Source organism: Phnomibacter sp., assembly GCF_036803085.1.
In the GTDB taxonomy this organism is placed as follows: Bacteria; Bacteroidota; Bacteroidia; order Chitinophagales; family Chitinophagaceae; genus Phnomibacter.
On sequence record NZ_DAIRUZ010000007.1, the window covers coordinates 1 to 26,221 of the forward strand.

The 26,221-nt window shown below is 45.4% G+C and carries 22 protein-coding genes and 1 tRNA gene; 8 read left to right on the forward strand and 15 right to left on the reverse strand.

Annotated features, from left to right (window positions below):
* Positions 1 to 186 precede the first annotated feature (186 nt).
* The 3 genes from V7Q13_RS13510 to V7Q13_RS13520 all read right to left on the reverse strand — a co-directional run bounded on the left by V7Q13_RS13510 (position 187) and on the right by V7Q13_RS13520 (position 4,213).
* Positions 187 to 1,878 carry a reverse transcriptase family protein gene (locus tag V7Q13_RS13510; protein WP_333801202.1) on the reverse strand — a complete coding sequence of 564 codons (1,692 nt, stop codon included), beginning with the start codon at positions 1,876 to 1,878 and terminating at the stop codon, positions 187 to 189.
* Between the two features lie 397 nt (positions 1,879 to 2,275).
* Entirely contained in the window at positions 2,276 to 3,163 is an 888-nt protein-coding gene (locus V7Q13_RS13515) for an agmatine deiminase family protein (protein ID WP_333801203.1), read from the reverse strand.
* 117 nt (positions 3,164 to 3,280) lie between these two features.
* The gene (locus V7Q13_RS13520) at positions 3,281 to 4,213 is read right to left on the reverse strand and encodes a metallophosphoesterase (RefSeq protein ID WP_333801204.1); all 933 of its coding nucleotides are present in this window, start codon (positions 4,211 to 4,213) and stop codon (positions 3,281 to 3,283) included.
* Positions 4,214 to 4,499: 286 nt separating this feature from the next.
* Between V7Q13_RS13520 and V7Q13_RS13525 the strand changes: the two genes are divergently transcribed.
* Entirely contained in the window at positions 4,500 to 4,913 is a 414-nt protein-coding gene (locus tag V7Q13_RS13525; protein WP_333801205.1) for a hypothetical protein, read from the forward strand.
* 89 nt (positions 4,914 to 5,002) lie between these two features.
* On the opposite strand, the gene V7Q13_RS13530 is transcribed toward V7Q13_RS13525, so the two are convergent.
* Positions 5,003 to 6,202 (reverse strand): site-specific integrase, encoded by a 1,200-nt coding sequence (locus tag V7Q13_RS13530; RefSeq protein WP_333801206.1) that lies wholly within the window; start codon positions 6,200 to 6,202, stop codon positions 5,003 to 5,005.
* 234 nt (positions 6,203 to 6,436) lie between these two features.
* A tRNA-Ser gene (locus V7Q13_RS13535) sits at positions 6,437 to 6,523 on the reverse strand.
* A 125-nt stretch (positions 6,524 to 6,648) separates the two neighbouring features.
* Between V7Q13_RS13535 and V7Q13_RS13540 the strand changes: the two genes are divergently transcribed.
* Entirely contained in the window at positions 6,649 to 8,103 is a 1,455-nt protein-coding gene (locus V7Q13_RS13540; protein ID WP_333801207.1) for an SLC13 family permease, read from the forward strand.
* 547 nt (positions 8,104 to 8,650) lie between these two features.
* Here the strand turns inward: V7Q13_RS13540 and V7Q13_RS13545 are convergent.
* Positions 8,651 to 9,406 carry a CHAP domain-containing protein gene (locus V7Q13_RS13545; protein ID WP_333801208.1) on the reverse strand — a complete coding sequence of 252 codons (756 nt, stop codon included), beginning with the start codon at positions 9,404 to 9,406 and terminating at the stop codon, positions 8,651 to 8,653.
* A 388-nt stretch (positions 9,407 to 9,794) separates the two neighbouring features.
* Between V7Q13_RS13545 and fumC the strand changes: the two genes are divergently transcribed.
* Positions 9,795 to 11,195 (forward strand): class II fumarate hydratase, encoded by a 1,401-nt coding sequence (gene fumC / locus V7Q13_RS13550; protein ID WP_333801209.1) that lies wholly within the window; start codon positions 9,795 to 9,797, stop codon positions 11,193 to 11,195.
* 142 nt (positions 11,196 to 11,337) lie between these two features.
* Here fumC and V7Q13_RS13555 read toward each other — a convergent pair whose 3' ends face one another.
* From V7Q13_RS13555 to V7Q13_RS13585, 7 genes are all read right to left on the reverse strand, one after another.
* Positions 11,338 to 13,992, reverse strand: a complete 2,655-nt coding sequence (locus V7Q13_RS13555) for an alpha-L-rhamnosidase-related protein (RefSeq protein WP_333801210.1) — start codon at positions 13,990 to 13,992, stop codon at positions 11,338 to 11,340.
* 67 nt (positions 13,993 to 14,059) lie between these two features.
* Entirely contained in the window at positions 14,060 to 14,662 is a 603-nt protein-coding gene (locus V7Q13_RS13560) for a class I SAM-dependent methyltransferase (RefSeq protein WP_333801211.1), read from the reverse strand.
* Between the two features lie 333 nt (positions 14,663 to 14,995).
* A complete protein-coding gene (locus V7Q13_RS13565) occupies positions 14,996 to 15,562 on the reverse strand; it encodes a hypothetical protein (RefSeq protein ID WP_333801212.1) in 567 nt (188 codons plus the stop codon).
* Positions 15,563 to 15,711: 149 nt separating this feature from the next.
* A complete protein-coding gene (locus V7Q13_RS13570; protein ID WP_333801213.1) occupies positions 15,712 to 17,373 on the reverse strand; it encodes a pyruvate dehydrogenase complex dihydrolipoamide acetyltransferase in 1,662 nt (553 codons plus the stop codon).
* A 181-nt stretch (positions 17,374 to 17,554) separates the two neighbouring features.
* The gene (locus tag V7Q13_RS13575) at positions 17,555 to 19,411 is read right to left on the reverse strand and encodes a DNA polymerase III subunit gamma/tau (RefSeq protein WP_333801214.1); all 1,857 of its coding nucleotides are present in this window, start codon (positions 19,409 to 19,411) and stop codon (positions 17,555 to 17,557) included.
* A 74-nt stretch (positions 19,412 to 19,485) separates the two neighbouring features.
* Positions 19,486 to 20,652 (reverse strand): hypothetical protein, encoded by a 1,167-nt coding sequence (locus tag V7Q13_RS13580; RefSeq protein ID WP_333801215.1) that lies wholly within the window; start codon positions 20,650 to 20,652, stop codon positions 19,486 to 19,488.
* Positions 20,653 to 20,673: 21 nt separating this feature from the next.
* Positions 20,674 to 22,245: a L,D-transpeptidase family protein gene (locus tag V7Q13_RS13585; protein ID WP_333801216.1), complete on the reverse strand. Its 1,572-nt coding sequence runs from the start codon at positions 22,243 to 22,245 to the stop codon at positions 20,674 to 20,676.
* 184 nt (positions 22,246 to 22,429) lie between these two features.
* Here V7Q13_RS13585 and V7Q13_RS13590 point away from each other — a divergent pair, with 184 nt between their 5' ends.
* Genes V7Q13_RS13590 through V7Q13_RS13600 form a run of 3 tightly spaced genes read left to right on the forward strand, consistent with a single transcriptional unit; the run spans position 22,430 to position 23,419 of the window.
* Entirely contained in the window at positions 22,430 to 22,642 is a 213-nt protein-coding gene (locus tag V7Q13_RS13590; protein WP_333801217.1) for a YtxH domain-containing protein, read from the forward strand.
* A gap of 1 nt (position 22,643) precedes the next feature.
* Positions 22,644 to 23,012 (forward strand): phage holin family protein, encoded by a 369-nt coding sequence (locus V7Q13_RS13595; RefSeq protein WP_333801218.1) that lies wholly within the window; start codon positions 22,644 to 22,646, stop codon positions 23,010 to 23,012.
* An 11-nt stretch (positions 23,013 to 23,023) separates the two neighbouring features.
* Positions 23,024 to 23,419 (forward strand): hypothetical protein, encoded by a 396-nt coding sequence (locus tag V7Q13_RS13600; protein ID WP_333801219.1) that lies wholly within the window; start codon positions 23,024 to 23,026, stop codon positions 23,417 to 23,419.
* On the opposite strand, the gene V7Q13_RS13605 is transcribed toward V7Q13_RS13600, so the two are convergent.
* Positions 23,416 to 24,375 (reverse strand): YpdA family putative bacillithiol disulfide reductase, encoded by a 960-nt coding sequence (locus V7Q13_RS13605; RefSeq protein WP_333801220.1) that lies wholly within the window; start codon positions 24,373 to 24,375, stop codon positions 23,416 to 23,418. The genes V7Q13_RS13600 and V7Q13_RS13605 overlap by 4 nt on opposite strands.
* A gap of 17 nt (positions 24,376 to 24,392) precedes the next feature.
* On the reverse strand, positions 24,393 to 24,929 hold the full coding sequence (locus V7Q13_RS13610; protein WP_333801221.1) for a GNAT family N-acetyltransferase: 537 nt from the start codon (positions 24,927 to 24,929) through the stop codon (positions 24,393 to 24,395).
* A gap of 96 nt (positions 24,930 to 25,025) precedes the next feature.
* Here V7Q13_RS13610 and V7Q13_RS13615 point away from each other — a divergent pair, with 96 nt between their 5' ends.
* A complete protein-coding gene (locus V7Q13_RS13615; protein WP_333801222.1) occupies positions 25,026 to 25,208 on the forward strand; it encodes a hypothetical protein in 183 nt (60 codons plus the stop codon).
* 314 nt (positions 25,209 to 25,522) lie between these two features.
* Positions 25,523 to 26,089: an outer membrane beta-barrel protein gene (locus tag V7Q13_RS13620; RefSeq protein ID WP_333801223.1), complete on the forward strand. Its 567-nt coding sequence runs from the start codon at positions 25,523 to 25,525 to the stop codon at positions 26,087 to 26,089.
* Positions 26,090 to 26,221 lie beyond the last annotated feature (132 nt).

Below are 26,221 nucleotides of genomic sequence, written 5' to 3' on the forward strand. Positions count from 1 at the left end.
CTTACCTCTGAACACAGCTATAGAATACATTTACACAAAGTGTTTTATACTACCAATTACACAGATAAACGGCTTTTTGCGCAGCCTGGTCATCTGTAATCTCTTCACTACACCTACAAAGAATCTTTCTCTAATACAGTTACCGATTAAATTTACACAAAGTGTTTTATACTACCGTAACCACGCTTAGGTAAATTCCGAAATGTTGCTCTGACAGATAAGGCAGGTTCTCATTCCTAGTTGATCTAGAAAATTTTTCTCTAACAAATATGCATTGTAAACTTGGTTGGCTTTCTCTTCTTCAAAAAACACGCCGGAATTTGGATGAAAAACGCCTTCTTCATTATAATTATTTCGAATATTAGAACAGTTAAAATCTAAATGATAAATCCATCGAGGATAAGTTCTTTTATTAGCAAAATTTTGATCCCTATTAAAGAGTTGATTCCACTCATCATCACTTAGGCTCTCATAAAATAATTTGAATCTATCCCTATAAAACATATAGTTATATAATTCAAGAAAATAGATACTCTGATTGATGAAATTTTCTTTTATCTTTTTGAAATCAATGTTACTGGAATCTTTGTAAGAAAAATGTTTTCTGAGCCTATTGATGTCATCATCTGACAGTTTAGCAGATTTAAGAAAAACATAAGCATAATAAACAACAGACTGAGATGTCGCATTAGTTATGTAAACTAAATTTTCATTCTCTTTAAATGATTTTGCTTCAAATTCAATTTCTTTCTTTTCTAAACCCTCCTCTCTTAAACAGTTTATGAATCGATTTCTAAGATTTTGAACATAGACATCGTCCTTTCCTCTAACACTAGAAACATAACTAATATGACCCAATAGTGAAGCTTTTAAGAATGATACCAACTCTTTGTTAGTTATACATTTCTTAATAAGCCCTTTATCAACATAAACACCAATATATCGATACTTCTTTCTTGTTGAGTTAAGCATCTTCTCAAAATACCTATCCCCATATTTAGTTGCGGCCTTTTCAATTCCAATCGATTCGCATGAATAAACTACTGCCCTGAGCCACTTAAGATATTCACGGCTAATATTTAATTTTTCATTTAAAACAACACCTGTAATTCTCAACCTCTGCCCCTTTCTGAGGAAAAATGTTTTTGCTTCTTGAATTTGAAATTGCCACTTTTCAAGTTCAATTTTGACATCCCTTTCTACCTGCTTTAAATTTATTCTTCCGTCAATTGCAGAAAAGGTAAGATCGTCTCCATATCTAGAATACTTTATACCATTTATCGAATTGGCAAATTTGTCGAAGTCATATAAAATAATATTTGAAATAGTTGGAGATGTGGGTGCGCCGGCCGGAAGAAATCCTTCAAAAGTAGTTAGATGTACAAGCCATTCAATACAATATTGAGGTAATCTTGGCAAAAGTCTTCTTAATCCATCCCTAACATGGATACTCTTGATTGAAGGAAAAAAGTTCGCTAAGTCTAGCTTCAATATCCTTTCACTCCCAAAGTGAACTTCAGCATTTGACTTGTTGTTGCGACAAATATCAGAATCAGACTGCTCTGTTAATGTGATTCGTGGTATATAAGAATGAACTGGCAATTGAGTAGGCAAGTAGTAATTTGTCAAATATGAAGCGGTCAAATAAAGATTCAAAGTTCTCTGAATTTCACTGACATAATATTCAGGATAGTATACCTTTCTTAGGGTACTCTTTTTCTTTATTTCGAAACAAGTATAACTAGGAAGTATGTTCATCAATAGATAGTCTTGATTTACTCCTAGAAGAACAGCTAACCCACTAAAATCTCGAATGTTTTCTAACTCATTCGACAATAGAAGAAAATCGCTTGGTGTTTTAACTTTTTTTGAATACATATATATGATATATCAAAAATAATTATAAACAGAAAAGAGAAGTCTATAGCCTTCTCCTTCTGTCGTTCATGTCGCTAACTTGAAATGATGATTTGCAGTAACACAAATCATATGGTTAAGTTATAGCTTTTTATTTAAAAAAACTTTTAAAGATGAATAATTCCCTATGATGCGAATTAGTTAAGAGTAAGTTGCAACATATAAAAGGAGGCCTATACATATCTTTGACAGTATCCAAATCAGGCAATGCCATGTCTTTTTCTACACTGGCATCAATACTATCCACATTACTAAATGTAAACACCGGATTGAATACATGTTCTACTTCTACTAAATTTTAATTGCACAACTGCGAAAGCAAACGCTAGAATTGAACAGTATAACCCATAGATGTAATTTATTTTAATAACAATGCCTTCGGCCTTGTAAAAATATCATCATCGGTCAGCTTTACTCTCCAGGTAGCACAGTTGAGCACCCCACCCTTCTTGGCTAATTCCGGACAAACAATGCCGATAATTTGTCGGCCTCCAAACACATCCTGATAAGAAATATCTGCTTCCATGTCCTCGAATATGTTAAACCACGGCATAAAAATATATGGACCAACTTCCAGATAGTTGAGGTAGCAGCCGGTGGCATCATAAGCGTCTTTGTTTTTCCAGGCGTAGTAAGGAAAAGTGCGGCAATGCAAGCCTGCGTTGTGCAGGCTCCACCGCAAGGCAAGGCCAAAATCACGGTACGGTGCTGTATTGGGATAATGGTTGACCAACACGGTGTTTTCATCGAGGAATCGCACCATGCTGTCCGCATGACCAATAGGATCATTCGGTTCTTGTGGAATGACGATGAGTTGTTCCACTTTAAGCTGTGCTTTTATTTCTTGCTTCAAAGCATATTCGTGCCATCCTTCGTTTTCCTTGAATATTTTGGTGGTTACAATTGCTTTGTTGCCGCAGGATACCACATTGCCACCATCCAGCTTTATAGTGAGTGGCGTAGCTCTCAATTCGATGGCTTCGCAAATCGCTTTGGTATTCGAAATGGTCTTTTGCCACTTTTTTGCTTGTAGGTAATCCGGATCGTATTTGTAATGCACAAAATAATCGTCCTTGGTCTGCAACGGCATAAAGTCGGTTACCCAAATATCCTTGCAACCAGGAATCAATCCGTGATGTATACCATACCGGTCGAATTGAAACACCAATCGGCGGTAGATATCCGGAAATTGCACAGGAAAAAGATCGGCCAAAAAAACGGCATTGCAATCAGCGTTCGCAATCATACTAAAAGCGATTTACAGCAGCTTCTTATCGATACGCACAAATGGAAAAATCAAGACCACTAAAGCCGCATACACCAAAGATGGTCGCACAGATAGCAATGTATTTGCAAAGCGCTTCTATCTGCTTTGAAGCGCTTTCTGATAGGATAGTTTCATAACAGGTTTATGGTCTATTACGTCAACACTGCAGCAAACGAGATATCCGTGTTTTGCCACGCTGTAATCAAGACAAATAGCAGCATTGTTTTCAATAGACGGCTTTCCTTTCAGCCAATAGTGTCCGAAAAATACAGGCACATGATCTGTGTATGAAAATGGTTCGACATCATCCGGCAAACTTTCATTCGCCAATTCAGGAGGACAATCCATCAGATAGTGATTGAAAGCGATTGGAGCTGCTTTTGGCGTCCACCATTTTATTCTGCTCTCATTGCGCAGCACTCCTCCTTTATCTAAGAAAAAATGTCCCTCAGGCAACGTGTATTCCTTGCCCTTCAGTGTTTCGTTGATGACGGTAAATCCTTCGCCCCGATTGCTTTTATCATTGGCCAATCGAAGGATTTCGGTATTGATACCCGTATAATTTTCTTTCAGCCATTGAATGTGCTTTGCATCCCAACAGGCATGCACCACACGTATGTAGCCAAGATCGAGAAACAACGGCAGCGTTTTGAACCAATCAAGAAAATACTGCCACTCTTTCTCTACGTGTTTAAACTGTTTGAGCGTATCGATGTGTTGCTCAATTTCCGTCAGCGAATGATCACGGAAAAATCCACCTTTCTCAATATGTGGCGTATGAAAACTAATTGCGTTGAATTCATGATTGCCCATTATTGCCAAAGCGTTACCAGCATCGCACATGTCTTTGATGAGGTGCAATGTCTCCCGTATCATCGGCCCCCTGTCAATGTAATCACCCACAAATACAGCTTGTCTTCCCGCCGGGTGTGTGTACACACCTCCTTTCCTTTCGTATCCCAATTGCTGCAACAGTATTTCCAACTCCTGCGCATACCCGTGTATATCGCCGAAAACGTCGTATTTCATGATACAAGTTTACTACGCAAAATACCAACCTATTTGCGAAGCTGGTTTTACCGTGAGCCGAATAAACCTTACAATTGGCTCATACCAACTAAAAATAGCGATCACCTTTTATGGCATAACCTGCAAAGGATTTGCAACAGCTATTGTAAATTGGCGTCTTTGTTCCATACGGAAAAGCTGTCGGAAGAAGTACCAGCTATTTGTTGAATAGGTGAGGATACTTTGCAAATAGACTGCAATCAAATTCAGAAAACTTTGTGCCCGTTTTCAATAAACCCGCCCAAATATGATTCTCAATCTTCCAACCTGTTCCATACAAACAGAAACGGTAGTACAGATAGATGAAGCCACCCGTTTGGCCCTTTCGGCTCAACATGCCGAAGAAGGACAGGTTATTTTGCATGTTACTTATAACAGCACTGATGTAATGGAATGGATTCGAATTTGGCCCACTACCTATTTGGTGCCATTTCCAGCAAGCGAAAAAGTGCAACTGATACACGCATACAATATTGGCATTTACCCCAATTGGCTGACAATTCCAGCCAATAAACCACACATCTTCACACTTGTGTTTGACGCACTGCCGAAATCCTGCAGCAGCTTCGATTTGTGGGAAAAGATACCGGAACCGGGTGGGTTCTTGATCCGCGATATTCAACGGAATAAGTCAGATGTGTATCACCTCACAATGCATTAATTGCATCTCAACATACTTTTTTTAAATTACTCCGACGCGGTTCTTTCAGGGGTGTTTCTTGTTATGTAATTTATTTTTATAACTTTTTACTACTGGTACAGCCCCATAATCTTCGACATATCATCTTTTATTTTCGAGGCGACAACTTTGGCGTAGTGCTGCGTTTGTTTAATGGTAGCATGCCCCAGCATTTTACTCACTGATTCAATAGGAACACCATTGCTCAACGTGACCGTTGTGGCAAACGTGTGCCGGGCAAGGTGCATGTGCAGCGGTTTTTCAATCCCCGCCATCTGGCCGAGTATTTTAATGCCTTCATTCATTTTTTGGTTGGAGGAAACATACCACATAAAATCTCTGATATCTCCGGTAGGGCTGTAAGACTGAAGAATACGGGCTGAAGCAGGCAGCAACGGAATAATACTTTGCTCACCCGTTTTTTGCCTCGCTTTGATGATGTAATAACTACCATCCTTTTCCTGAAAAATATGCTCACCTTTCAAACCCTTTAAGTCTACATAAGCCAGACCAGTATAACAGGCAAACAAAAAGATATCCCGCTTACGGGCCATGTTTCTGTCCTTTAATTCTAACGCCACTAGCTTATCAATTTCTTCCTGGTTGAGAAAGCCAGGATACACCGGCTTCAACCGGAGCTTCAATTCCCGAAAGGGATCATTTTTTATCACACCAGCTCTTATGGCTGGCAGTAGTACCGTTTTTACAAACGACAAATGTTTTACTGCTGTATTGTGTTGCAAATTGCGGGTGGTGCGCAGGTATCGAAAATACTTTTCTAGAAAATGGGTGTTTAAGCGGTTGATGCTATAGTTCCGCACTTTGAATTCTTTCATCAGAAATTCTTCCGTGTGCAAAACACTGCGCCGGTATTTTTCATACGTGGCTTTGGTGACGTCCACCCCTGCACGAAGCTTTACTTTTTCGGCACCTTCCCGCAGGTAGTCGATGAGCAATTGCGGACGCTCCTCTTTGCCCTTGATTTTATCAATCAATTCTTCCAGGCTAAACACGTCGCCATTGAACCGCAACTGATCAAATGCATTGGCAGCTTTCCGGTGCAGCATTTCCAGATTGCGGTTGCCTTCAACAGCCATTTTTGATTTGCGGTCAAATTTTCCGGCGGATGCATTCCAGTCTTTTTTACTGCAATACAATGCTGTAAAAAGATCTCTTCGCTCATTGCGAAAAGTGATTCTAAAAATGATGGGGAATTGGCCCTTTTTATTCGGAGATGTGTTTCTCAGCATGAAGCCAAATCGAATGTCCATGAAATCCAACATAACGGTCAATCATTTTGATGATTAAAATTGACGTGTTGGTGGAACTTAGAAACATGCAAAATGAAGCATATCGCAGCAGTCCAAAATGCCCAAAAAAAATGTCTCTAAAATCACACCAAAACGTGGTGTAATTTCGGAGACATTTGCACTTTTCCAGAAACTCAAATAATGTATAAAGCGTTGATTTGCAGCGTTTTGCAGCGTTTTTCGCAGTGTAAAAAGCAGAGAGGAAGGGATTCGAACCCTCGATACAGTTTCCCGTATACCCGCTTTCCAGGCGAGCCCCTTCAACCACTCGGGCACCTCTCTGTATGGGGCGGCAAAGCTAAGGTTTGAGAGCCAGTGCACAAAACAACAGAAAATCATCATTATCCTTTTACCTGCCCTATAACTCGTTTTGTGTTTTGCTTTTATCAATATCTTGTCCGCCAACTATGCGATTCGTTCTGTCAAAAAATGGCTGGCTCCAGTTGGGTAGTTTGGCCCTGTTTATTTTCTTGTGGGCCACCAATCCTTTTGGACTACAACCATTGGCACAAAAAGCTGTAGCCTGCGCCGGGCTCATGGTAACACTGTGGGTTACCGAAGCATTGCCCATGGCTGTTGTTTCTTTATTGCCCATTGTGTTGTTTCCGCTGTTGGGCATTTGCAGCACTGCAGATGCAGCAGCGCCATACGCCAATCCCGCTATCTTTTTATTCATGGGTGGTTTTATGATTGGCCTCGCCATCGAAAAATGGGACCTGCATCGCCGCATCGCTTTAAACGTAGTCAAGTTTACAGGTACCAGCGGCAACCACATTATTCTCGGCTTTATTTTGGCCACCGGCTTTTTAAGCATGTGGCTCAGCAACACCGCCACCACCATGATGATGTATCCCATAGCCATGAGTGTGGTGCAGGTGCTCGAACGCAACCGAGAAAATGACGTAGCCATTCGCAACATGGGCATTTGCCTGCTTTTGAGCATTGCCTACGCCAGCAACTTTGGCGGCATTGCCACCATCATTGGTACGCCGCCCAATGTATCGTACACTGCATTTCTGAAAAAGACTTACGGCTACACTTTTCAGTTTGCCGATTGGATGATTATTGGCGTACCCATTTCCATCATCCTCATGTTTACCTTGTATTGGGTGATGACCCGTGTGCTGTACCGCAACCAAATTAAAAGCAATGCCGCAGCAAGGCAAGTAATACAACACGAACTGCAGCAACTGGGCCGCATGAGTGTACCCGAAAAAAGGGTGCTCGTTATCTTTTGCCTCACCGCTTTTCTGTGGATTTTCAAAGACCTCATCAATACCAAACTGCATACCAGTTTCGATGATAATCTGATAGCCGTAATGGGTGCCATACTGCTGTTTGCCATGCCCAGTGGCGATACCAAAGGCATTGGCCGACAGCTACTCGAGTGGACCGACACGCACAAAATGGCATGGGGCATTTTGCTGTTGTTTGGCGGCGGTATTTCGCTGGCCAACCAGCTCGATGAAGTTGGCATTATCGACAGCCTGGGTAAATGGATGGCTGCCAGTGCCGGCAGTAACCTGTTTGTATTGGTGCTGGTGATAACGCTGGTGTCCATTTTCGTTTCCGAAATACTGAGCAACGTAGCACAGGTCATTGTATTTGCACCCGTGCTGGCTGGAATGGCCGATGCCATGCAGCTCGATCCATTGCTATTGGCCACGCCCATGGTGCTGGCCGCCAGTTGCGCCAGCATGCTGCCCATGGGTACTCCGCCCAATGCCATTGTGTTTGCCAGCGGCCGCCTCCGCCTTGCCGACTTGATTAAAACGGGCCTGGTGATGAACCTCATCGCCGTTGTACTCATCACCCTGTTTTGTTATTATGTATTGCCCTATGCCGTAGCACATATCCGTTAGCGTTATGTTTTTATTGTGGGGCTGTCAACTGCAGTGCAATCAGCAGCTGCAGTTGGGGCTATCACTTGTAGTGGCCTTCGTGCCTCAGGCCAGCTACCCGTTCTATCCCCCAGCCCTTCAGCCATGTGCAGCTATTGTGCCTGCCTCCATAAAATCAACCAGCCCACGGATGTTGCCGTGAGCTGAATGGTTGGTACTAAAATTCTGGGAGAGTAGTTCTGAACAGTAAACTACCACTCTTTTTATACGCAGTTGGTTTTGCTTGTACACAGGGTGTGAAAACAGGCAGGAAATAAGGAATAGGCAATAAGTAAATAGAAAGCAATCACACATCCTTTGTGCTACTCTTTGTCTCTGAGCCTTCGTGATTCAAAAGAAATAGATTGCAGTTTGCAATTCACAATTTGCAGTAGTCGAACTGTTGCCCTGCAATCCCGACAGCTACCGGGAGCATACTGCCAACTGCAAACTCTTCGTGCTTCTTCGTGGTTCAAAAAAAAACTGTGTACCTCTGTGCCAACCTCCAATTCCTCTGTGTTTAAATCCCTCAAATCTTATACTCAATAAACCCCTTATTAATCGTCGCTATTTTTCTTGTACGGCGAAAAACACCCACGCCTTCGCGGCTGCCACCATCATTGGTATTGCCCTCTATCACAGTAATGAAACCGCCCTGCACACTTTCTACAATGCCGGTATGTCCTTGTCCCCCACCAAAGTTCATGATGAATATTTGTCCCGGCTTTATCAGTGCCGGATTATTCACCGCTTCTTCTGCTGTTATTTTTTTGCCGGTGGTTTTGTTCCAATGCGCCAGTACGCCGCCTGTTTTTACCAACGGGTTGGGCTTTTCTGCCGCCAGTGCTGTTTCTTCAAAACACCAGTACACAAATGCGGCACACCATGCTGCCGGAAAGTTGATGCCCACTGTGTGTAAATACTTTTTAATACGGGGCCCCCAATTGCTGCCGGTGGGTTGCTCCAGTACACCTATTTCGCCACGGGCGGTTTGCAGCATCGCCTCTGTCCATTTGCTGCTGGTGCTGTGGTTATCGGGCACTTTGGCCTTGCCAAACAGCGCCTCCCAGGTAATGCTGCCCACCTCGCCATCTATGGCCAATGGCATGCCTTCCTGATCGGTAAAACGGGCCTGAAACAAGCGAATGGCCTGCTCCGTTTTGGGGCCAAAAACACCGGTGCCATCAAACCGATCGATGCCCAGTTGTTGTAATCTTGTTTGAATGGCTTTTACAATGCGGGTGTCGGTATCGCCCTTGCAGATAATGCGGCCGGGATATTTCATATGAAAGTTTTACTGGTAAACATTAAGATTTGAAACAGCCTCTTGTCTTGCCCACTCGTCTTGTCGTTTGTTGTTTCATGCAGCATCAGCAATGTTGTTCGCCAAGCATCCGTTGCAATTACAAGTTTCGGACAGATTGCCCATAAATGCTATGACATTCGACAGTTTAAAAACACTCCATCGTCATGCTTTTTACTGCTAAATGACAGCTGCGTCTGCACCACATCAGCTACATTTGCGCAACCAATTTGAATGTTAGATGGCAGATGACAGATGTTAGGATATACATCTTTCCACAGCATTAACTTGACCCGCTTTCAACATCCCAACTTGTGAACCATTGAACTTTGGAACTTGTGAACTTGTGGAACTTTTAAAAAACACATATATGGACTACCGGATAGAAAAAGACACAATGGGCGAAGTGCAAGTGCCCGTGAATGCGTACTATGGAGCACAAACCCAGCGCAGTGTTGACAATTTTAAAATTGCGCAAGACATCAACCGCATGCCCAAAGAAATCATTCGGGCATTTGCTTACCTCAAAAAAGCGGCGGCCATCACCAACTTTGAAGCAGGTGTACTGCCCGAAGAAAAATGCAAACTCATTGGCCAGGTGTGCGATGAAATTCTCGAAGGCAAACTCGATGATTATTTTCCGCTGGTAGTGTGGCAAACGGGTAGCGGCACACAAAGCAACATGAATGTAAACGAAGTGGTGGCCTACCGCGGCCATGTGCTTAATGGTGGCAGCCTTACCGATAAGGAGAAGTTTTTACATCCTAACGATGACGTGAACAAATCACAGTCATCCAACGATACTTTCCCGACTGCCATGCACATTGCAGCGTATAAAATTTTGCTGGAAGTAACCATCCCCGGCATTGAGAAGCTGCGCAATACACTGGCCGAAAAAAGCAAGGCTTTCATGAACGTGGTGAAGATTGGCCGTACCCACTTTATGGACGCTACACCACTTACACTCGGTCAGGAGTTCAGTGGTTATGTAAGCCAGTTGAACCATGGTTTAAAAGCCATTAACAATACACTGGAACACCTGAGTGAACTGGCGCTTGGTGGTACAGCCGTAGGTACTGGCATCAACACGCCAAAAGGCTACAGCGAAAATGTAGCGAAGCATATTGCAGCTCTCACCGGTTTGCCTTTTGTAACAGCTGAAAACAAGTTTGAAGCCCTTGCTGCTCACGACGCTATTGTGGAAGCACATGGTGCGTTGAAAACTGTGGCAGTGAGCCTCATGAAAATAGCCAACGACATCCGCATGCTCAGCTCAGGACCTCGAAGTGGTATTGGTGAAATTTTCATCCCCGACAATGAGCCCGGTTCTTCTATCATGCCCGGTAAAGTAAACCCCACCCAGTGCGAAGCACTCACCATGATAGCTGCTCAAGTGTTGGGCAACGATGTGGCCATCAACATTGGCGGTGCTACCGGTCATTTTGAACTGAACGTATTTAAGCCGGTAATGATTTACAACTTCCTGCACAGTGCCCGCCTCATTGGCGATGGTTGTGTCAGCTTCAACGATAAATGTGCTGTAGGTATCGAACCCATTGAAGCCAACATTAAAAAGCACGTAGACAACAGCCTGATGCTGGTGACGGCTTTGAACACCAAGATTGGTTATTACAAAGCTGCTGAAATAGCGCAGAAAGCCCACAAAGAAGGTACTACGCTGAAAGAAATGGCGGTGAAGCTGGGCTATGTAACACCAGAAGAATTTGATGCATGGGTGATTCCTGCCGAAATGGTTGGTGAACTCAAGTAACCTGATACATAGAAAAGCAAAAAGCGACCAACAAATGTTGGTCGCTTTTTTATTGCAGCTGTCGCTGGCCTCCTGGCCTGTGACAAAGCCGGTACTCATATCCATTTAATCTGCGCATCTGTGGCAAAACCAAATTTAAACCTTACATCTTCACCAATCGTAAGGCATCCAGCATTGCCGTGTTCACATCTACATTCATGTTGATGTTCCATGACTCCAGCTTGAGTTGCAGGTTGTTAGTGCCGGCATTCAAATTCACGTACCGTGCATTGCTGTAGCCCCATTCGCTCCATTCATCTTTGCCCCGTTGCGGAAACACAAAGCTGCCTGCATAGTGCGTATTTACATACAAACTGCGGATGGCACATTTGTTATCCGTATTCCATGGGCCACTGCCATTGGCATATCGAAAGTCAATCAAGTAACGACCAGCAACTGGTACTTGAACAGTGATGTTCAATACTGTGTTTTCAGTATTGCTGATGGCTACAAAACCCTTGCCTGTAAAACCAGAATATGGCAAAGAAGATGGTGCAGCAAACTGTTCCAGTTCTACCTGTAGTTGCTGCTGTTGACGGCCGTACAATACAGGTTCGCAGGTAAATGATTCATAGCCTTTTCCATCAACAGCACTCACTTTGTATTCAGCAAGATTAGTATCTGTAATCACAAAACCCGGATCGGCTTGCTTGCTGATAACAGCCCCATTTTTATACACCCAATACTTACGGGCACCGTTAATGGCCTTCCAGCTGAGTTGGTTGCCATTCAATGTTACTTGTGGATCGGGCAGGCTGAAATGTACCGTCTGCATGTTGATACCATCCTTGTCAAAAGACTGATTGTTCATGTTGATGACCACCTGATGTTTGCCAATGGTATTACCTGCCAAAAATGCATTTGCCAATGGTTTTCCATCCAGTGTAATGGATTCAATCACATTGCCCGTGCCATTGACCGTTATATCGAGCATGGCATTGCGGTATTTGAAATTGCGCAGCGTTTTGCTGCCTTGGTATGCAGTAGGCACTGCCGGCTGAAAACGAATGCCATTGGCCTCTAATTGAATGCCCATAAACACCCGGTGCACCATCGCCAGATTACCAGCCATACTCCACAACATGCGGTCGCTGTTGATTTCTGTTCCTGCATAGTCACCAGTTTCGGCTACAAAGTTTTCGTAGTTGGTGAGGAACAAAGCACCTGCACGATAAATAGCTGCGAGGCCATGCGATAACGCTTGCTCGTTGCCGGCTTTGGCTGCCGCCAAATTCCAAAACGATTGTACAAAAGGCCAAATACCATTGTTGTGATAAGGTGGAATATTAGGGATTTGAGGATAGATACAAGTAACACCATAAGGTGTGATTGGCGATTTGGCAATGATGCTTTTTGCTTTCTCTTTATCTGCTACATCAAACAATACTGCAAGTGCTTCACCCAATGCTTCAAATCGTGGCGACACATTGGCGTATGCACGGCCGTAGCTGTATTGGGCGTAATAGCCTTTGTCTGCCATCCAGAGTACGTTATTAATACCTGTACGAATATTAAGTGCAGTCGCTGCATGATTGCCGGCATCCATACCCAGTTCTTTCGCCATCAAACTCAAGATGTTGTGCACTTGAAAATGCACGGCGTTGGTGCCGAGGTTTTCACTCATATAAATGTCTTTGTTATCCATCCAGCGGGGATAGGTTTGCTCCCGCCAATCGAGAAAAGACGACTCGCCACTGTACATGCCCGATGTGGTAAGTCCAACCACTTTGGCATCATCTTGCAAGCTATTGTTGATGATTTCATACGCATTGCGCAGCCATGCAGTATCGCCGGTGGCTTTGTATATTTCCCATGCTGCCAGTGCCCAGGTGGTACGGTCACTGCTGACCGGCCATGCACCACCGCTACCGGTATCTTGTATAATACGACGCCGCTTCACTTTTTTCATGAGGCTGTGCTTGGCTACTTCTGGTTCGTGGTAAGCAAAGGCCAACAAAATGCTGTAGCTGATGTCACGGGTCCATACACCACCCCATTTGGCACCCGTTCTGAACGTAGTATCGGGTTCAATATTCTTGAGTGATTCTTCCAAACTCAGGTTGAACAAGGCATCAACAATGGGCTGTTCCGACGAGTAAGAAGGCTTTGCGGAAAGGTCATTTGTGAGCTTCCATGTTTTAGCAGCGGTGTCTTCGGGGTTGAGCGGATTGAGTTTGAGTTTGATGCTATACACAGAATCGTTGTCTTCGTCCGTCAGTTTCAATCCCTGTTCATCGAGATTCACAAAATCCCAAGTAAGTGGCTCGCTTCCTCCGGCCAAATAAAATCCTTTGAAATCGGCCTTTGCTACCTTACTGCCATCAAATGCTTCAAAATACCCTTGTGCCGCAAATTGACGCAGCACCGGTGCCATATTGATGCGAAATGTATACTCGTAGTTGGGAGGTAAAAAGCCCGGATCTTTTGCCGGTACAGCGCCATCATTTTGCCCGAATGTTTTGATGTCTGATGTATGTTCATCACCAATCAGCACCCAATGGTCCTGACCCGGCAGCATCTCATTGTCTTTTTCATTGATGCTCACTTTAAATTTTACCAAACGACTAAACTGCTGGCTGGCAGCACTCACATAGTTGGAACGAATTTCTGTAGGCGAAACTACTGTGGCTTCGTAATTACCCTGTACTACTTTATCGGTGTACACGGTAAACTCATCCGACTGATACAACACATTATCCGGAGTGCTTTTGCAAGCAAAAAAGGAAGCAGCCATAGCAAGCAGCAATAATCGTTTCATAAGCAATAAATAAACTGGTTAAATGTATAACATCCGTGAAAAGAACGGGCCAATACAGGCCCGCAGTTTACATGGGTTTTTGTGCAATCAGCCGCACCACAGCAGCTGTGCCCTGATGATAAGGACCTTCATCCAGCGTTGTATTTATTTCTTCGCAATACTGAATGGATAATGCATGAAACTCCTGATGCAGCATAGCAGCTGTGTACAACATGGGCAGCTCTTTTGGTCCACCGCTGCTGTAGTGCAGTTGTGCTGGAGTAAATGCTTCCAACAGCAATATGCCGCCGGGTTTCAGTGCTTTTACCACTTGCCTGTGCACCTGCTGGCGAAGTGCCGATGGAAAATGCGTAAAGATGAGTGCAATGGCGTCGTAGCGGTTTTCACCGTAGTCAAAAGCTGCAGCATCGGCCACCTGAACATTTACAGTTACCGCATGTTGCGCAGCAAGTTGTTTACATTTTTGGCATCCTGCCTCACTTTGATCGAACGCTGTAACCTGCCAGCCAATCGTTGCCGCAAACACAGCATTCCGGCCTTCTCCTTCCGCAGGCAGCAACAAACTACCAACCGGCCACTTTGACAACTGTGTAGCAAAGAAATGATTGGGCTGCTCGCCATAGGCAAATGGCTGCTCGGCGTATCGTTGGTTCCAAAAATCGACAGACATGCTGGATGGGTTTACAGAATAGGTAGCAAGATGTAGACACAAAAAAATGTAGAACCCCCTATGAAGATGAATTATTTTTTTCTGAACGCCACCCACCGATTCGTCGAAAATATAGGAGGTAAAGGATGGGTTAATATATCCCTGTCGTAACTTTACTACACAGAAATAATGAACAAAACAGCAATAGCTTTTAATATTTTTTCCATGAGAACAGAAACCGCTTATAGTCATGTACGGCGGTTAGTACGTTGAGTTAATACCCTCAAACCCTTACTCCCAACAAGAAAGGAGCCCTCATCGGCTCCTTTCTTCATGTTACAAATTTGGTGGTGCTTAAAAAGTAGCCGGAAACTGAAATCCATTGAGAAACTGATTGATAGAAAGCTGCGCCGGCAATGGTCCTTTACCCATTACATACAGAACTGCCATGGTCCGGCCTTGTATCCAACCCATTACTTTCATATCTAATCCGGTATGATCGCTCCAGCTATCGCTGATGGCTTTGGCGAGTTTACCTCTTACCAATCCATTTACTTTTTTGTAGCCTTCTTCATCAGCAATATTGAGGGTGCTTTTGATGTAATCGAGGTATTGAGTAAGTTGGTCGTAATCATCCACCACCGCATCAGGATTTCTTAGCTGAATTACCTGCACACTATACACGTAGGTTTCTTTGTTGATGATGGTTTCTGCCCTGGCGGTAAAAACTTTATTACTATCAACATCCAATCCGCTTTCAATACCTGTAGGCGCTTTTGGAAAAAGTGCCGCACAGCCGCTGTTGGCAATCTGATGCCGCTGTAAGCCAATATTAGTGACAGTTTGCGTGTAGCCTGCATTACAGCCAAGCATCAAGTACAAACACAAAAAAGCTGCGCCGAAAAATATTTTCTTTCCCATAATGATACCCCGTTTTAGTACCGATTCAGCTTCAATGTTACAACGCCGCCATATCGGCTACAAACATGGATTACTCACAGATCCTTTTTTTAAGGGCATAAAAAAATCCCGCTGTGTGGCAGCGGGATTTCGTTATACAAAGCCGGTAGTTATACCAGCATGGTTACAGGATTTTCGAGATAGGCTTTCAGCGTTTGCAAGAAGGCGGCACCAACAGCACCATCCACACTGCGGTGGTCGCAGCTCAGCGTCAGCTTCATGATGTTGCGAACAGCAAATTCACCTTTCTCGTTGCGGTACACTTCTTCTTTGATTTTGCCTACTGCCAAAATGCAGCTATCTGGCGGGTTTACAATGGCAGTAAATTCATCAATATCCATCATACCCAGGTTGCTGATGGTAAAGGTGTTACCTGTAAACTCATTCGGTTGCAACTTTTTGCCTTTGGCTTTGCCACCCAGTTCTTTGGCTTCGGCGGCAATTTGGCTCAAGGTTTTTTGGTCGGCAAAACGAATCACCGGCACAATTAATCCATCAGGAATGGCCACGGCCATACCAATGTGCACATGCTCGTAAGTACGGATGAAATCGCCCATCCAGCTGCTGTTTACGGCAGGATGTTTTTTCAGCGCCATGGCCGATGCTTTAATGACCATGTCATTGAAGCTGATTTTGGCAGGGCTGATTTCGTTGAGCTTGATGCGGGCCGCCATGGCATTGTCCATGTTGATTTCCATCTTGAGATAGAAATGCGGTGCTGTGAATTTGCTTTCGCTGAGGCGCTTGGCAATCACTTTGCGCATTTGGCTGTTGGCGGTATCGCTGTAGCCTTCGCCGGCACCACCCGGTACAAATGGCGCAACGGTGGCAGCTGGTGCAGCAGCCGCCGGAGCAGGCGCAGGTGCAGCAGCGGCAGGCGCACTGGCCACAGGTGCAGCTGTTGGCGTATAGTTGTCTACGTCTTGCTTAATGATACGACCATGGTCGCCACTGCCTTTTACATACCGCAGGTCGATGCCTTTATCGGCAGCAAGTTTTTTGGCAAGCGGGCTGGCTAAAATACGGCCGGTGTTTACCACTTCGGGAGCAGCAACAACAGGCGCAGCGGCAGCCGGAGCGGGGGCAGCAGTTGGCGCAGCAGCTTCAGCCTTGGGGGCAGCAGGTGCAGCACCAGCTCCGGCTTTGGCGGCGGCTACAATCTCATCAATTTTAAAATCGGCTGGGCCAATGATGCAGAGCAAATCATTTACCTGAATTTTTTCGCCGGCAGCAGCACCTTGGTACAGGAGCACACCATTCTTGTAGCTTTCGAGCTCCATGGTGGCTTTGTCGGTTTCTATTTCTGCAAGTACATCGCCTTTGCTTACAGTCTCGCCTACTTTTTTTACCCAGTTGGCAATCACCCCTTCGGTCATGGTATCGCTGAGGCGGGGCATGAGCACCACTTCTTCAATGCTGGCCAAATCGAGAGATGAAGCCGCAGCGGCAGGAGCAGCAGCGGGTGCTTCAGCCACGGGAGCCGCAGCGGGTGCAGGAGCAGCGCCGCCAGCCAGCAGGGCCGAAATATCTTCGCCGGGCGTACCCAGCACTACCAGCAGGTCGTCTACCTGCAGCTTGCCACCGGCAGCAGTGCCGAGGTGCAGCAGGGTGCCTTCCTGATAACTTTCCAGTTCCATGGTGGCTTTATCGGTTTCGATTTCTGCCAACAAATCCCCTTTTTTCACGGCATCGCCTACCTTTTTGTGCCAGGCGGCAATTACACCTTCTGTCATGGTATCGCTCAGTCGGGGCATCTTTATTACTTCGGCCATAATAGATTGCTTGCTTTTTGGAGTTGCGAATTTCGGGGAAAATGACTTACCCCCCAACCTGCAGTGTCGATTGTTGCGGCTTCTTTACAAATTGTATGGCTTCAATGGGCTAATGCCCACCACTCCATGAGAAAACTACAGTGGAAAATGATTGCATTTAACCGCTGCAGTAGCTTATTTCTTAGAAACCCAGATCCAGCTTCAACCGTTCTTTCAATTCTTTTACCAGCGGGTAATGATCTACCATCAGTTTGTAGCGTTCGGCCGTATTGAGGTAGCGTGGCTCCAGCACTTTCGGCTGTTTGGAAGCCTCGTCCTCGTTCACTTCAATTTTTACCTTGATGGACACATTGTGAAAATGCTGACGGAAAGCCTCTGTTAAATCAGTGGCTTCCTGCTCCAGCATTTTGGCACCGAAAACCGTTTCACTGGTGATAATAACGGTATCGTCTTGCACGGCCAGCGTAGCCAACTGCATGTTGGTAACGGTGCTGTGCTTCTGCATTTCTTTTACTTTAATGGCATGGGCATCCCAGAGTTGCTGTACCTCTTCCAGCACCGGCATGCGGGCTTCCACCACGGCTTTGCCACCATTTTGCTGTACCTGCTGTTTCAGTTTGTCCAGCAATGATGTTTTGCCGCCGGCAGGTTTTACTGCAGCAGCAGGCATAGCTGTGGGCATGGGTTTGGGAGGTACAGGTACGACTTCCTGCAGGGGTGCTGCAGTAACCGGAGCCGGTGCTACAGCCACGGGAGGAACCGCCGCTTTTTGTACCGGCGCCACGGGAGCCTGCGGCTTGGGCGTTTCTATATCCAACCGGGCTTCGCCGGCAGCGGGTGCTGTTTTAAAAATGGGGGCAACGGGCTTTGTTTTTACTGCCACCGGCGCCGACACTTTTGATTTTTTTACCACATGGCCCGAAGAATCCGCCACCAGTTCCAGTGCTTGCTGCAAATAGCAAAGCTTGATGAGGCAAAGTTCTACATGCAGGCGTTTGTTGTGCACGTCGCGGAATTGCATAGAGGCCTGACTAATTACATTGAGGGCACTCACCAAATAGCTGAGCGGCAAGCTGGCTGCGGTTTTGGCATAGCGTTCCTGCATGCCTTCCAGTACATCCAGCAATGCTGCAGCTTTGGGGTCGCGGCTTACCATGAGGTTGCGCATAAATTCTGCAAAACCTTCGAGCACCGTGTTGCCTTCAAAACCTTTGCGGTTGATTTGATCGAAGAGCAGCAATGCAGTGGTTACATCTTGCCCGGTTACGGCATCCAGCAGTTGGAAATAATAATCTTCATCGAGCAGGTTGAGGTGCTCCAGCGTATTTTGATACGTGAGTTTTCCATCGGTAAAGCTCACAATCTTATCGAGGATACTCAGCGAATCCCTCATGCAACCTTCACTCTTTTGGGCAATGAGTTGCAGCGCAGATTTCTCGGCATTGATGCTTTCTTTATCGGCAATTTCCTGCAGGTGCTCTACCGTGTCGGCATTGGTAATGCGTTTGAAATCGAAGATTTGACAACGACTCAAAATAGTGGGCAGAATCTTGTGCTTTTCGGTGGTGGCCAAAATGAACTTGGCATAAGAAGGTGGCTCTTCCAGCGTTTTCAAAAAGGCGTTGAAGGCCGCCTGACTTAGCATGTGCACCTCATCGATGATGTAAATCTTGTATTTACCTTCTTGCGGGGCAAAGCGAACCTGTGTTACCAGCTCCCGGATATCATCTACGCTGTTGTTGCTAGCCGCATCAAGCTCATGGATATTGAGCGAACTGCCATTGTTGAACGACACACAGCTGGGGCATTCATTGCAGGCCTCACCGTCGTCTTGCAGGTTTTCGCAGTTGATGGTTTTGGCCAAAATTCGGGCACAGGTGGTTTTGCCCACGCCCCTGGGACCGCAAAACAAGAAGGCATGTGCCAGCGTGTTGTTGCGGATAGAATTTTTTAAAGTAGTGGTAATATGCTGCTGCCCCACCACCGAGCTAAAGGTTTGGGGACGGTATTTTCTGGCAGATACAATAAACTTTTCCATGCCCCACAAATGTAGGAGGTTGACGCATGCTTCGGCAAGGCCTGTTTATAAATCGGCCATACAAGTGAACCCGCTTATAAAATAGGGTGCCGCTTAAACTCTTTGGTTCTGTCGAACAGGTAGCGGTAGGTAGCCAGGCGGCGGCTGAGCGTAAAACCAAGGTTTTTGGAAATGTTGTTCATTTTGGGGTTAAAATCGCCCTGCCATTGCAGTTCGGTGTAGTCGTATTTCCCTTTTTGGGGATGCTGTAATATTTTACTGGCCTCCACAATCATAAAATAATCTACCCCGGAACCCTGCCACTCGGGTACTATGCCAAATACGATGCCCGTAAAGTTTTTGATAACACCCCGCCAGCGGTAGTACACAAACTTCAGTTTGGCCCACCAGTCAAACTTGCCATCCAGGAACTTAAACACCTGGTTAAGATCGGGCAGGCACACATACATGGCTACCGGCTCGTTATGGTAGTACACAAACCACACCAAATCGGGGTCCATAATGGGCTTCATGCTCTGAAACATTTTAACCGCCACTGGCAGTGCCATTTGTTTGTTGCCTTCGTGCTGTGCCCAGGCCTTGTTGTAAACGATACAAAAATCCTGCGCTGCTTTTTCCAGGTTATTCTTATCCACCCGACGGGCTTCAAAACCACCCATGGCCTCAATTTTTTTATGGGCTACATAAAACTTTTCTGGCAGGCGGGGCTTTACTTCACGGGCCCAGCAGTTTTGGTAAAAGAAAACTTCGCAGCCGTAATTTTCCAGCAGTGTTTTATAGTATGGTGCATTATAATTCATGCCATACAAGGGCGGGTCAAAACCTTCAATCAGCAGGCCCCACCATTTGTCTCTTTCGCCAAAGTTGATAGGTCCGTCCATGGCTTCCATGCCCTGCTGTTGCAACCAGTTTTTGGCAGTATCGAGCAGCAGGTTGGCGGCCGCCTGGTTGTTGATGCAATCAAAGAAACCAAAGCCACCAGTGGGTTGGGTATCACCTTTGTTTTTGTAGCGTTTGTTTACAAAAGCTGCAATGCGGCCAATGTGTTCGCCGGCATCGTTTTGCAGTAGCCAGCGGCAAACTTTTCCAAAGCGAAATGTCTTGTTTTTTGTTTCATCAAAAACCTCTTCTACATCTTTATCCAATGGGCGGATGTAATTGGGGTCTTGCTGATACAATTTAGGCGCCACCAACAAAAAGGCTTTTGCCAAAGCCGGCGAATTCACTTCTACTATTTGCATGCTGCAAATGTACAGGCAATGTTATTTTACCGAAGCAAACAAGTGATTGCCTAATTTTTTATCGTGTCCATAAATATCGTTGCGAAAATGAAGTAACCCCTGAGCATCTGCCCAACAGGTAAAGTAGCCAATAAACACGGGGATTTGCTGCTGCATGGTGATGGTAATTTCTTTGCTGCCACTCATACCTGAGTCTATTTTTTCTGCTGTCCATTCTTTGTTGCTTGCCAGTGCCCACAATGCTAAATCCCGGGGTTTGGCCACCCGAATGCACCCGTGGCTGAATGCCCGTTTGTTTTGGTCAAACAAACTTTTGGAAGGTGTATCATGCAGGTAAATGCTGTAGCTGTTGGGAAACAAAAACTTCACTCTTCCCAGTGAGTTGTTGGGGCCTGGCTTTTGCCGCACCATGGGCAGGCCATCGCTGTACTTACCCACCACTTCCATGTTGCGTTTGGAGAAATAAGCTGCCGAACGGCCCATTTCATTTTTCACAATACTGTACGGTACATTCCAGTAAGGAGCCAGCACTACATACTGCATGTTGCCGTTAAATATAACCGTGTTGTTGGCGGGTTTGCCTACCACCACATTCATCTGCAATTTGAGTTGGCCGCTGTCATAAGCCCGCAGCATAAATTCAGGAATGTTAACCACTACATACTTCCCATTACCAGGCTTGGGAATCCAACGGGCCCGCTCCATGTTGATGCGAATTTGTTTGATGCGTTCTTCAAGCGGCACATTGATAGCTTCCAGAAAACCTTTTCCTGCTACGCCATCTGCGGCAAGGCCCATGCGCTGCTGAAACTGCAATATCGCTTTTTGTAATGCTGGCGTAAATACATGTCCGGTATCGGCAGCTGCCAAATCGCCCAGCCAAATTAATCGTTGTTTGATGCTGGATATTTCAGTAGTACTATCACCCAACTGGTACTTTTTTTGGGTAAAAGCAATAGGCTCCCAATTATGTACTTTGGCCAGCTGGGTATATTGCAGCAAGGCCTTGCGCAATCCTTCAAACAGTGGATGCACAGGCAACAGATTACTGATGCCTTTGCCGCCACTGGCTACTACGGTGTCTAAAAAAGCAACAGGATCGGTTTTGCGTTTGGGTATGAACCAATCGAGTTCCCGCAAATTGATTTGCGCATCGGCGGCATAAGCTCTTTCGGCATAGCGAAAGAAATGCCGGGTGAGTAATAAATCGGCCTGTACTTTTTCTGACTGGCTCAATAGCTGCGGCAGACTATCGTTGTATAGCTGATTGGCCAATGCATCAAAATCGGGTTGCAGCAAAGAACTGTCTTGTGTAGATGATTGATAACTGCGATAGAGATTGATAAAATTGAATGCCTCCTCAGCTACCCCACTACTGTCGTACCAGGCCAGCTGATAATTGCGCTGTTTGTAAAAACTGATGAGGTAAATGCTGTCCTGCACATTGAGGTGTTGTTGCTGCACAAATAACAATACAGTGGCAGAATCAGTAAACAAATCCATGAATGCATTTTGTGCAGTAATAGTTGTATCCACCGGTTTCATTTCCGGCATTTTTTTGGCATTGCTGTTTTGGCAAGCCATCTGCAACATGCTGATTAGTATTATCAAACCCACCCATTTGAATCGATTTATAACAGAAGTGTAAAACATGAAAAACATTTAGTGAAAGATAACAATGCATACGTGACCTCCGCCACATTTTCACTAACTTTATAGAGTCTTTTAGCGAGCCTGTGCTCTTGCAGGAACGCCTTCACTTTTAAAACATTTCATTATGAAAGGAAGTACAAAAACGCTGTTGGGATTTTTAGCAGGTATTGCCGTGAGTGCCGGAGTATATGCCTTTCTGAAAAGCAAAAAGGGCAAAGAACTTTCGCAGAAAATGAAAGACAAAGCAACTGACCTGAAACAGGATTTTGCTGATTTGAGTGACAAAGCCCGCCATGCTATGAAAAAAGTGCAAGACGGTTTACCACAAAGTGAATAACATGCCTGACCAACAAGCAGAAGGATTGTACGATGAAGTACAACATACCGTAAAACAACTGGTAAATGACCGGCTATTGCTGGCCAAAATGGAGGCTGCCGAAAAGCTAAGCATATTGAGTGGTAAACTCATTGTGGGCATTTTGGCAGGCTCCTTGTTGTTCTTTGCCCTATTGTTTATCAGCTTCATGGCTGGATATTATTTTTCGCAGGTATACGAGAGTTTTTTTATTGGCTTTGGACTGGTAGCCGCCTTTTATATATTACTCCTGCTTACTGTGATGGCTTTTGTGCGAAAGCCGTTGCAGGAGGCCATTCAAAACAGCATCATCAGCACCCTGTTTGCTCAGGATGAAGATGATAACGATTAAGTAATTGTGACATGAGTAATATGCAACCATATCGCATTCAGCAACCTATTGGCAACTTGCGGCAATTGAAAGCTGAAAAAAGAAAACTGAAGGCGCACATTAAAACAGCAGATCATGCATTGCGGCGTCGTGTACAAAGGCTGCCTGCCGTAGCCATGCTACGGGGTTTACAGCATTTTGGCAGCAAAATCATTCATAGCAAAGCCGGTAGCTACGCCGCCGATTTTTTTGCTGCTTCCGGCAGTGGCAAAGCACTGCCTGCTATTCTGAAAAGTGTAGCCATTTTTGCCGGCATGCAAATAGCCAAATACTTCTTTAATAAGCAAGAAGGAAAGCAACAGCATGAAGACTGGATGTCGATGTTTGTTGATGAAGATGAGGAGGAGGACAAAGAAGAAACATCTTAAGCTTTTGTGGCAATGTGCTGCACAATCAGTCTTGCATGTTCCCGGCTATTTTCGATGAACCATACATGTGTATCCATACCACCACAAACCACACCTGCCAGGTAAATGCCTGGCACGTTTGTTTCCATGGTATCGGGGTTGTATTGCGGATACATTTTACCATCATCACTCAGGCCAATGCCGAGTTGTTTCAGTAATTCAAAATTGGGTTGATAGCCGGTCATGGCAATTACAAAATCATTGGGAATGGTCTCCAATCCTTCCGGTGTTTGAATATCTACCTCCAGCTCCCGAATGGCCGCAACCGTAGCATTGGTGTAAGCTTTAATAGAACCTTCGGCAATGCGGTTCACCACATCGGGCCGTACCCAGTATTTTACCCGTTCGCCAATATCATCATGCTTGAGCACCATGGTAACGTGTGCAGCTTTACGATAGGTTTCCAGCGCTGCATCTACTGCCGAATTATTGGCGCCTACTACCAGCACGTTTTGAAACGCATAGTAGTGTGGGTCTTTATAATAATGCGTCACTTTCGGCAAATCTTCGCCGGGCACATTCATGCGAACCGGAATGTCGTAAAATCCTGTTGCCAAAATGAGGTGTTTGCAGGTATAGGTCGCTTTGGTTGATGTTACTTCAAACCCTTTGTGGAGTGGCTGCACTTGCTGCACAGCTTCAAACAAACGTACCTGCAACTGAAAGTGCATGGTTACCCGCCGGTAGTATTCCAACGCTTCGGCACGGTTGGGTTTAGATTGCAAACTGGTGAAAGGAACGCCCCCGATTTCCAGTCTTTCGGAGGTGGAGAAAAAAGTCATGTTGGCGGGATAGTTGTACAGGCTGTTGACCAAACAACCTTTCTCCAAAATCACATAAGATAAACCAGCCTTCTGTGCTTCGATACCACAGGCCAAACCAATGGGCCCCGCTCCAATGATGACTACATCCAACATGCCGCGAAGATACAGACCTACCCTTGCCTTGCCAGCCAATCGTTTTTGTACATGGCATACACCACATTCAACCGCGACGCTTCGCCAAAGTAGGCCACATTTTCTTCGCCAAGGTTCGTGGCGCCCAACCGCTCCATGGCCTTGCGTGACCGCCCGTTGTTGGCACCCACATGAAAAATAACCGTGTCAACAAATTGAAAAGCGTGGTTCAGCATCAGGGCTTTTACCTGTGGATTGTACTGCCCACCCCAATGGCTGCGGGCAAAAAAAGTATAGCCGATTTTCACTTCGCTACGTTCGGGTAAATAATCATAAAAACGACTGCTGCCAATGGCGGTGCCTGTGGCTGCATCTTCAATCAAAAACGCACCACCTGAGGCGAGTGCTCCTTCAAAATAAGTGCTGAACACTTCTCTTTTATACCTGTCGGGGTTGGGATGCTGTGCCCAAATCAACGGATCGGATGCTACGGCATACAGGCGTTCGAAATCGGCTGGCTGCAGGGGTTGCAGTAGAACCAGATGGTTGTGTAACCGGGTGGGCTGAAGTTGCATACGCAAGATTGTGGTAGTTTTAAGTTTTGAGTGAACACCAACTTTCAAGTAATGCAAGTTTCAGGAAAATCCGCATTCGGTTGTTTTTTTTCGATCATGAGTGTATCGGCGTTACTCTTTATGGTGTACCTGATGCGCAACATGAATACCCCGGCCTTTCAGCAGATATCGCCGCAAACCCGAACTTGGTTGTGGGCTGTGCTGGCGTTGTTTCTGGTTTTCGATTTATTAATACTGGTACGCTGTGTGATGGCGTATAAAAAGAAGCATGAAAAGTGATCATTCACTTTTTCCCTCAGTTGCAAGCTTTTTTGAGATATAGATAAATGTGATACTGATTTACACAGATGCGTTTGGGTTTGCACGGAAGCGAAGTTGCAAAGCTCCGCAGGGGTGACATATTTCCGGTGGATGAATATAGAAGTTGCGCAACGAGTTGTCACAGGCCGCCAGGCCTGCGACAGTAGTATCAATCATTAAACATTGTGCAACGTACAGGGATTGCTGCTTGTTAAGAATTGTCTATAAATGACGACCAGCAGCAATAGCAATGAAGCGACAGCTATTTTGCGCCCAACTAACCACACGCCTCTATGAAGTATATTTTTACCCTGATTGTATTGACGTGCACGGCGCCATTGCTGCATGCGCAAACCGAAACCCGCATTGGTGCCAATTTTACTGCCGACCTTACTTTTTCCAACGACCTGAAGCCGGGGGTGGGGCTGGCACTGGAAAGAAAACTGACCAAACACAGCGGCCTCGAAACGGGCGTTTATTATCGCAACAATCCGGTACATTTTACCACTTATGTTCAGGTACCTCCGGGCGGCATGTTTGTGTTCAACAGCACGGTGGTTGAACGATTCATATCGGTGCCGTTGTTGTATAAATTCTATTCCCGCATTGTAAACATCAGTGCCGGGCCAACCTTCGATTTTTTGCTGGATGCCGTGCAAACCAAAGGCGCCCCAAATGTAGTGGTCACCAACTATGAGACCAGCAACAGCTTTGACATGGGCCTGATGCTGAAAGTGGGCAAACAAATTAAACTGGCCAACCGCTGGCTGTTGGAACCGGAGCTACGCCTCAATCCGTTGTTTAGCGGCGAAAGGGTGTATGGCGGTTTTTCGCTGGGTACACGGTATGTACTGCGCTAAGGCTGTAGAAAATAATCCTTCAATATGGGCAGGTACACGATGCATTGCTACAAAACAGCGGCAGAAACATGTTTTTTTTTGGAAGCAGATGTAGCGGATTGAACGGAGTTTCATTGAGGAATACGCCTAGGT

What these genes read in the sequence shown, in the direction of transcription:
- V7Q13_RS13515 (WP_333801203.1), bottom strand. Translation starts at nt 3,163, where the DNA reads ATGATTGCGAACGCTGATTGCAATGCCGTTTTTTTGGCCGATCTTTTT.
- V7Q13_RS13620 (WP_333801223.1), top strand. Translation starts at nt 25,523, where the DNA reads ATGAAGTATATTTTTACCCTGATTGTATTGACGTGCACGGCGCCATTG.
- V7Q13_RS13565 (WP_333801212.1), bottom strand. Translation starts at nt 15,562, where the DNA reads ATGGGAAAGAAAATATTTTTCGGCGCAGCTTTTTTGTGTTTGTACTTG.
- V7Q13_RS13555 (WP_333801210.1), bottom strand. Translation starts at nt 13,992, where the DNA reads ATGAAACGATTATTGCTGCTTGCTATGGCTGCTTCCTTTTTTGCTTGC.
- V7Q13_RS13610 (WP_333801221.1), bottom strand. Translation starts at nt 24,929, where the DNA reads ATGCAACTTCAGCCCACCCGGTTACACAACCATCTGGTTCTACTGCAA.
- V7Q13_RS13570 (WP_333801213.1), bottom strand. Translation starts at nt 17,373, where the DNA reads ATGGCCGAAGTAATAAAGATGCCCCGACTGAGCGATACCATGACAGAA.
- fumC (WP_333801209.1), top strand. Translation starts at nt 9,795, where the DNA reads ATGGACTACCGGATAGAAAAAGACACAATGGGCGAAGTGCAAGTGCCC.
- V7Q13_RS13560 (WP_333801211.1), bottom strand. Translation starts at nt 14,662, where the DNA reads ATGTCTGTCGATTTTTGGAACCAACGATACGCCGAGCAGCCATTTGCC.
- V7Q13_RS13520 (WP_333801204.1), bottom strand. Translation starts at nt 4,213, where the DNA reads ATGAAATACGACGTTTTCGGCGATATACACGGGTATGCGCAGGAGTTG.
- V7Q13_RS13530 (WP_333801206.1), bottom strand. Translation starts at nt 6,202, where the DNA reads ATGGACATTCGATTTGGCTTCATGCTGAGAAACACATCTCCGAATAAA.
- V7Q13_RS13545 (WP_333801208.1), bottom strand. Translation starts at nt 9,406, where the DNA reads ATGAAATATCCCGGCCGCATTATCTGCAAGGGCGATACCGACACCCGC.
- V7Q13_RS13575 (WP_333801214.1), bottom strand. Translation starts at nt 19,411, where the DNA reads ATGGAAAAGTTTATTGTATCTGCCAGAAAATACCGTCCCCAAACCTTT.
- V7Q13_RS13510 (WP_333801202.1), bottom strand. Translation starts at nt 1,878, where the DNA reads ATGTATTCAAAAAAAGTTAAAACACCAAGCGATTTTCTTCTATTGTCG.
- V7Q13_RS13605 (WP_333801220.1), bottom strand. Translation starts at nt 24,375, where the DNA reads ATGTTGGATGTAGTCATCATTGGAGCGGGGCCCATTGGTTTGGCCTGT.
- V7Q13_RS13580 (WP_333801215.1), bottom strand. Translation starts at nt 20,652, where the DNA reads ATGCAAATAGTAGAAGTGAATTCGCCGGCTTTGGCAAAAGCCTTTTTG.
- V7Q13_RS13590 (WP_333801217.1), top strand. Translation starts at nt 22,430, where the DNA reads ATGAAAGGAAGTACAAAAACGCTGTTGGGATTTTTAGCAGGTATTGCC.
- V7Q13_RS13600 (WP_333801219.1), top strand. Translation starts at nt 23,024, where the DNA reads ATGAGTAATATGCAACCATATCGCATTCAGCAACCTATTGGCAACTTG.
- V7Q13_RS13615 (WP_333801222.1), top strand. Translation starts at nt 25,026, where the DNA reads ATGAGTGTATCGGCGTTACTCTTTATGGTGTACCTGATGCGCAACATG.
- V7Q13_RS13585 (WP_333801216.1), bottom strand. Translation starts at nt 22,245, where the DNA reads ATGTTGCAGATGGCTTGCCAAAACAGCAATGCCAAAAAAATGCCGGAA.
- V7Q13_RS13595 (WP_333801218.1), top strand. Translation starts at nt 22,644, where the DNA reads ATGCCTGACCAACAAGCAGAAGGATTGTACGATGAAGTACAACATACC.
- V7Q13_RS13525 (WP_333801205.1), top strand. Translation starts at nt 4,500, where the DNA reads ATGATTCTCAATCTTCCAACCTGTTCCATACAAACAGAAACGGTAGTA.
- V7Q13_RS13540 (WP_333801207.1), top strand. Translation starts at nt 6,649, where the DNA reads ATGCGATTCGTTCTGTCAAAAAATGGCTGGCTCCAGTTGGGTAGTTTG.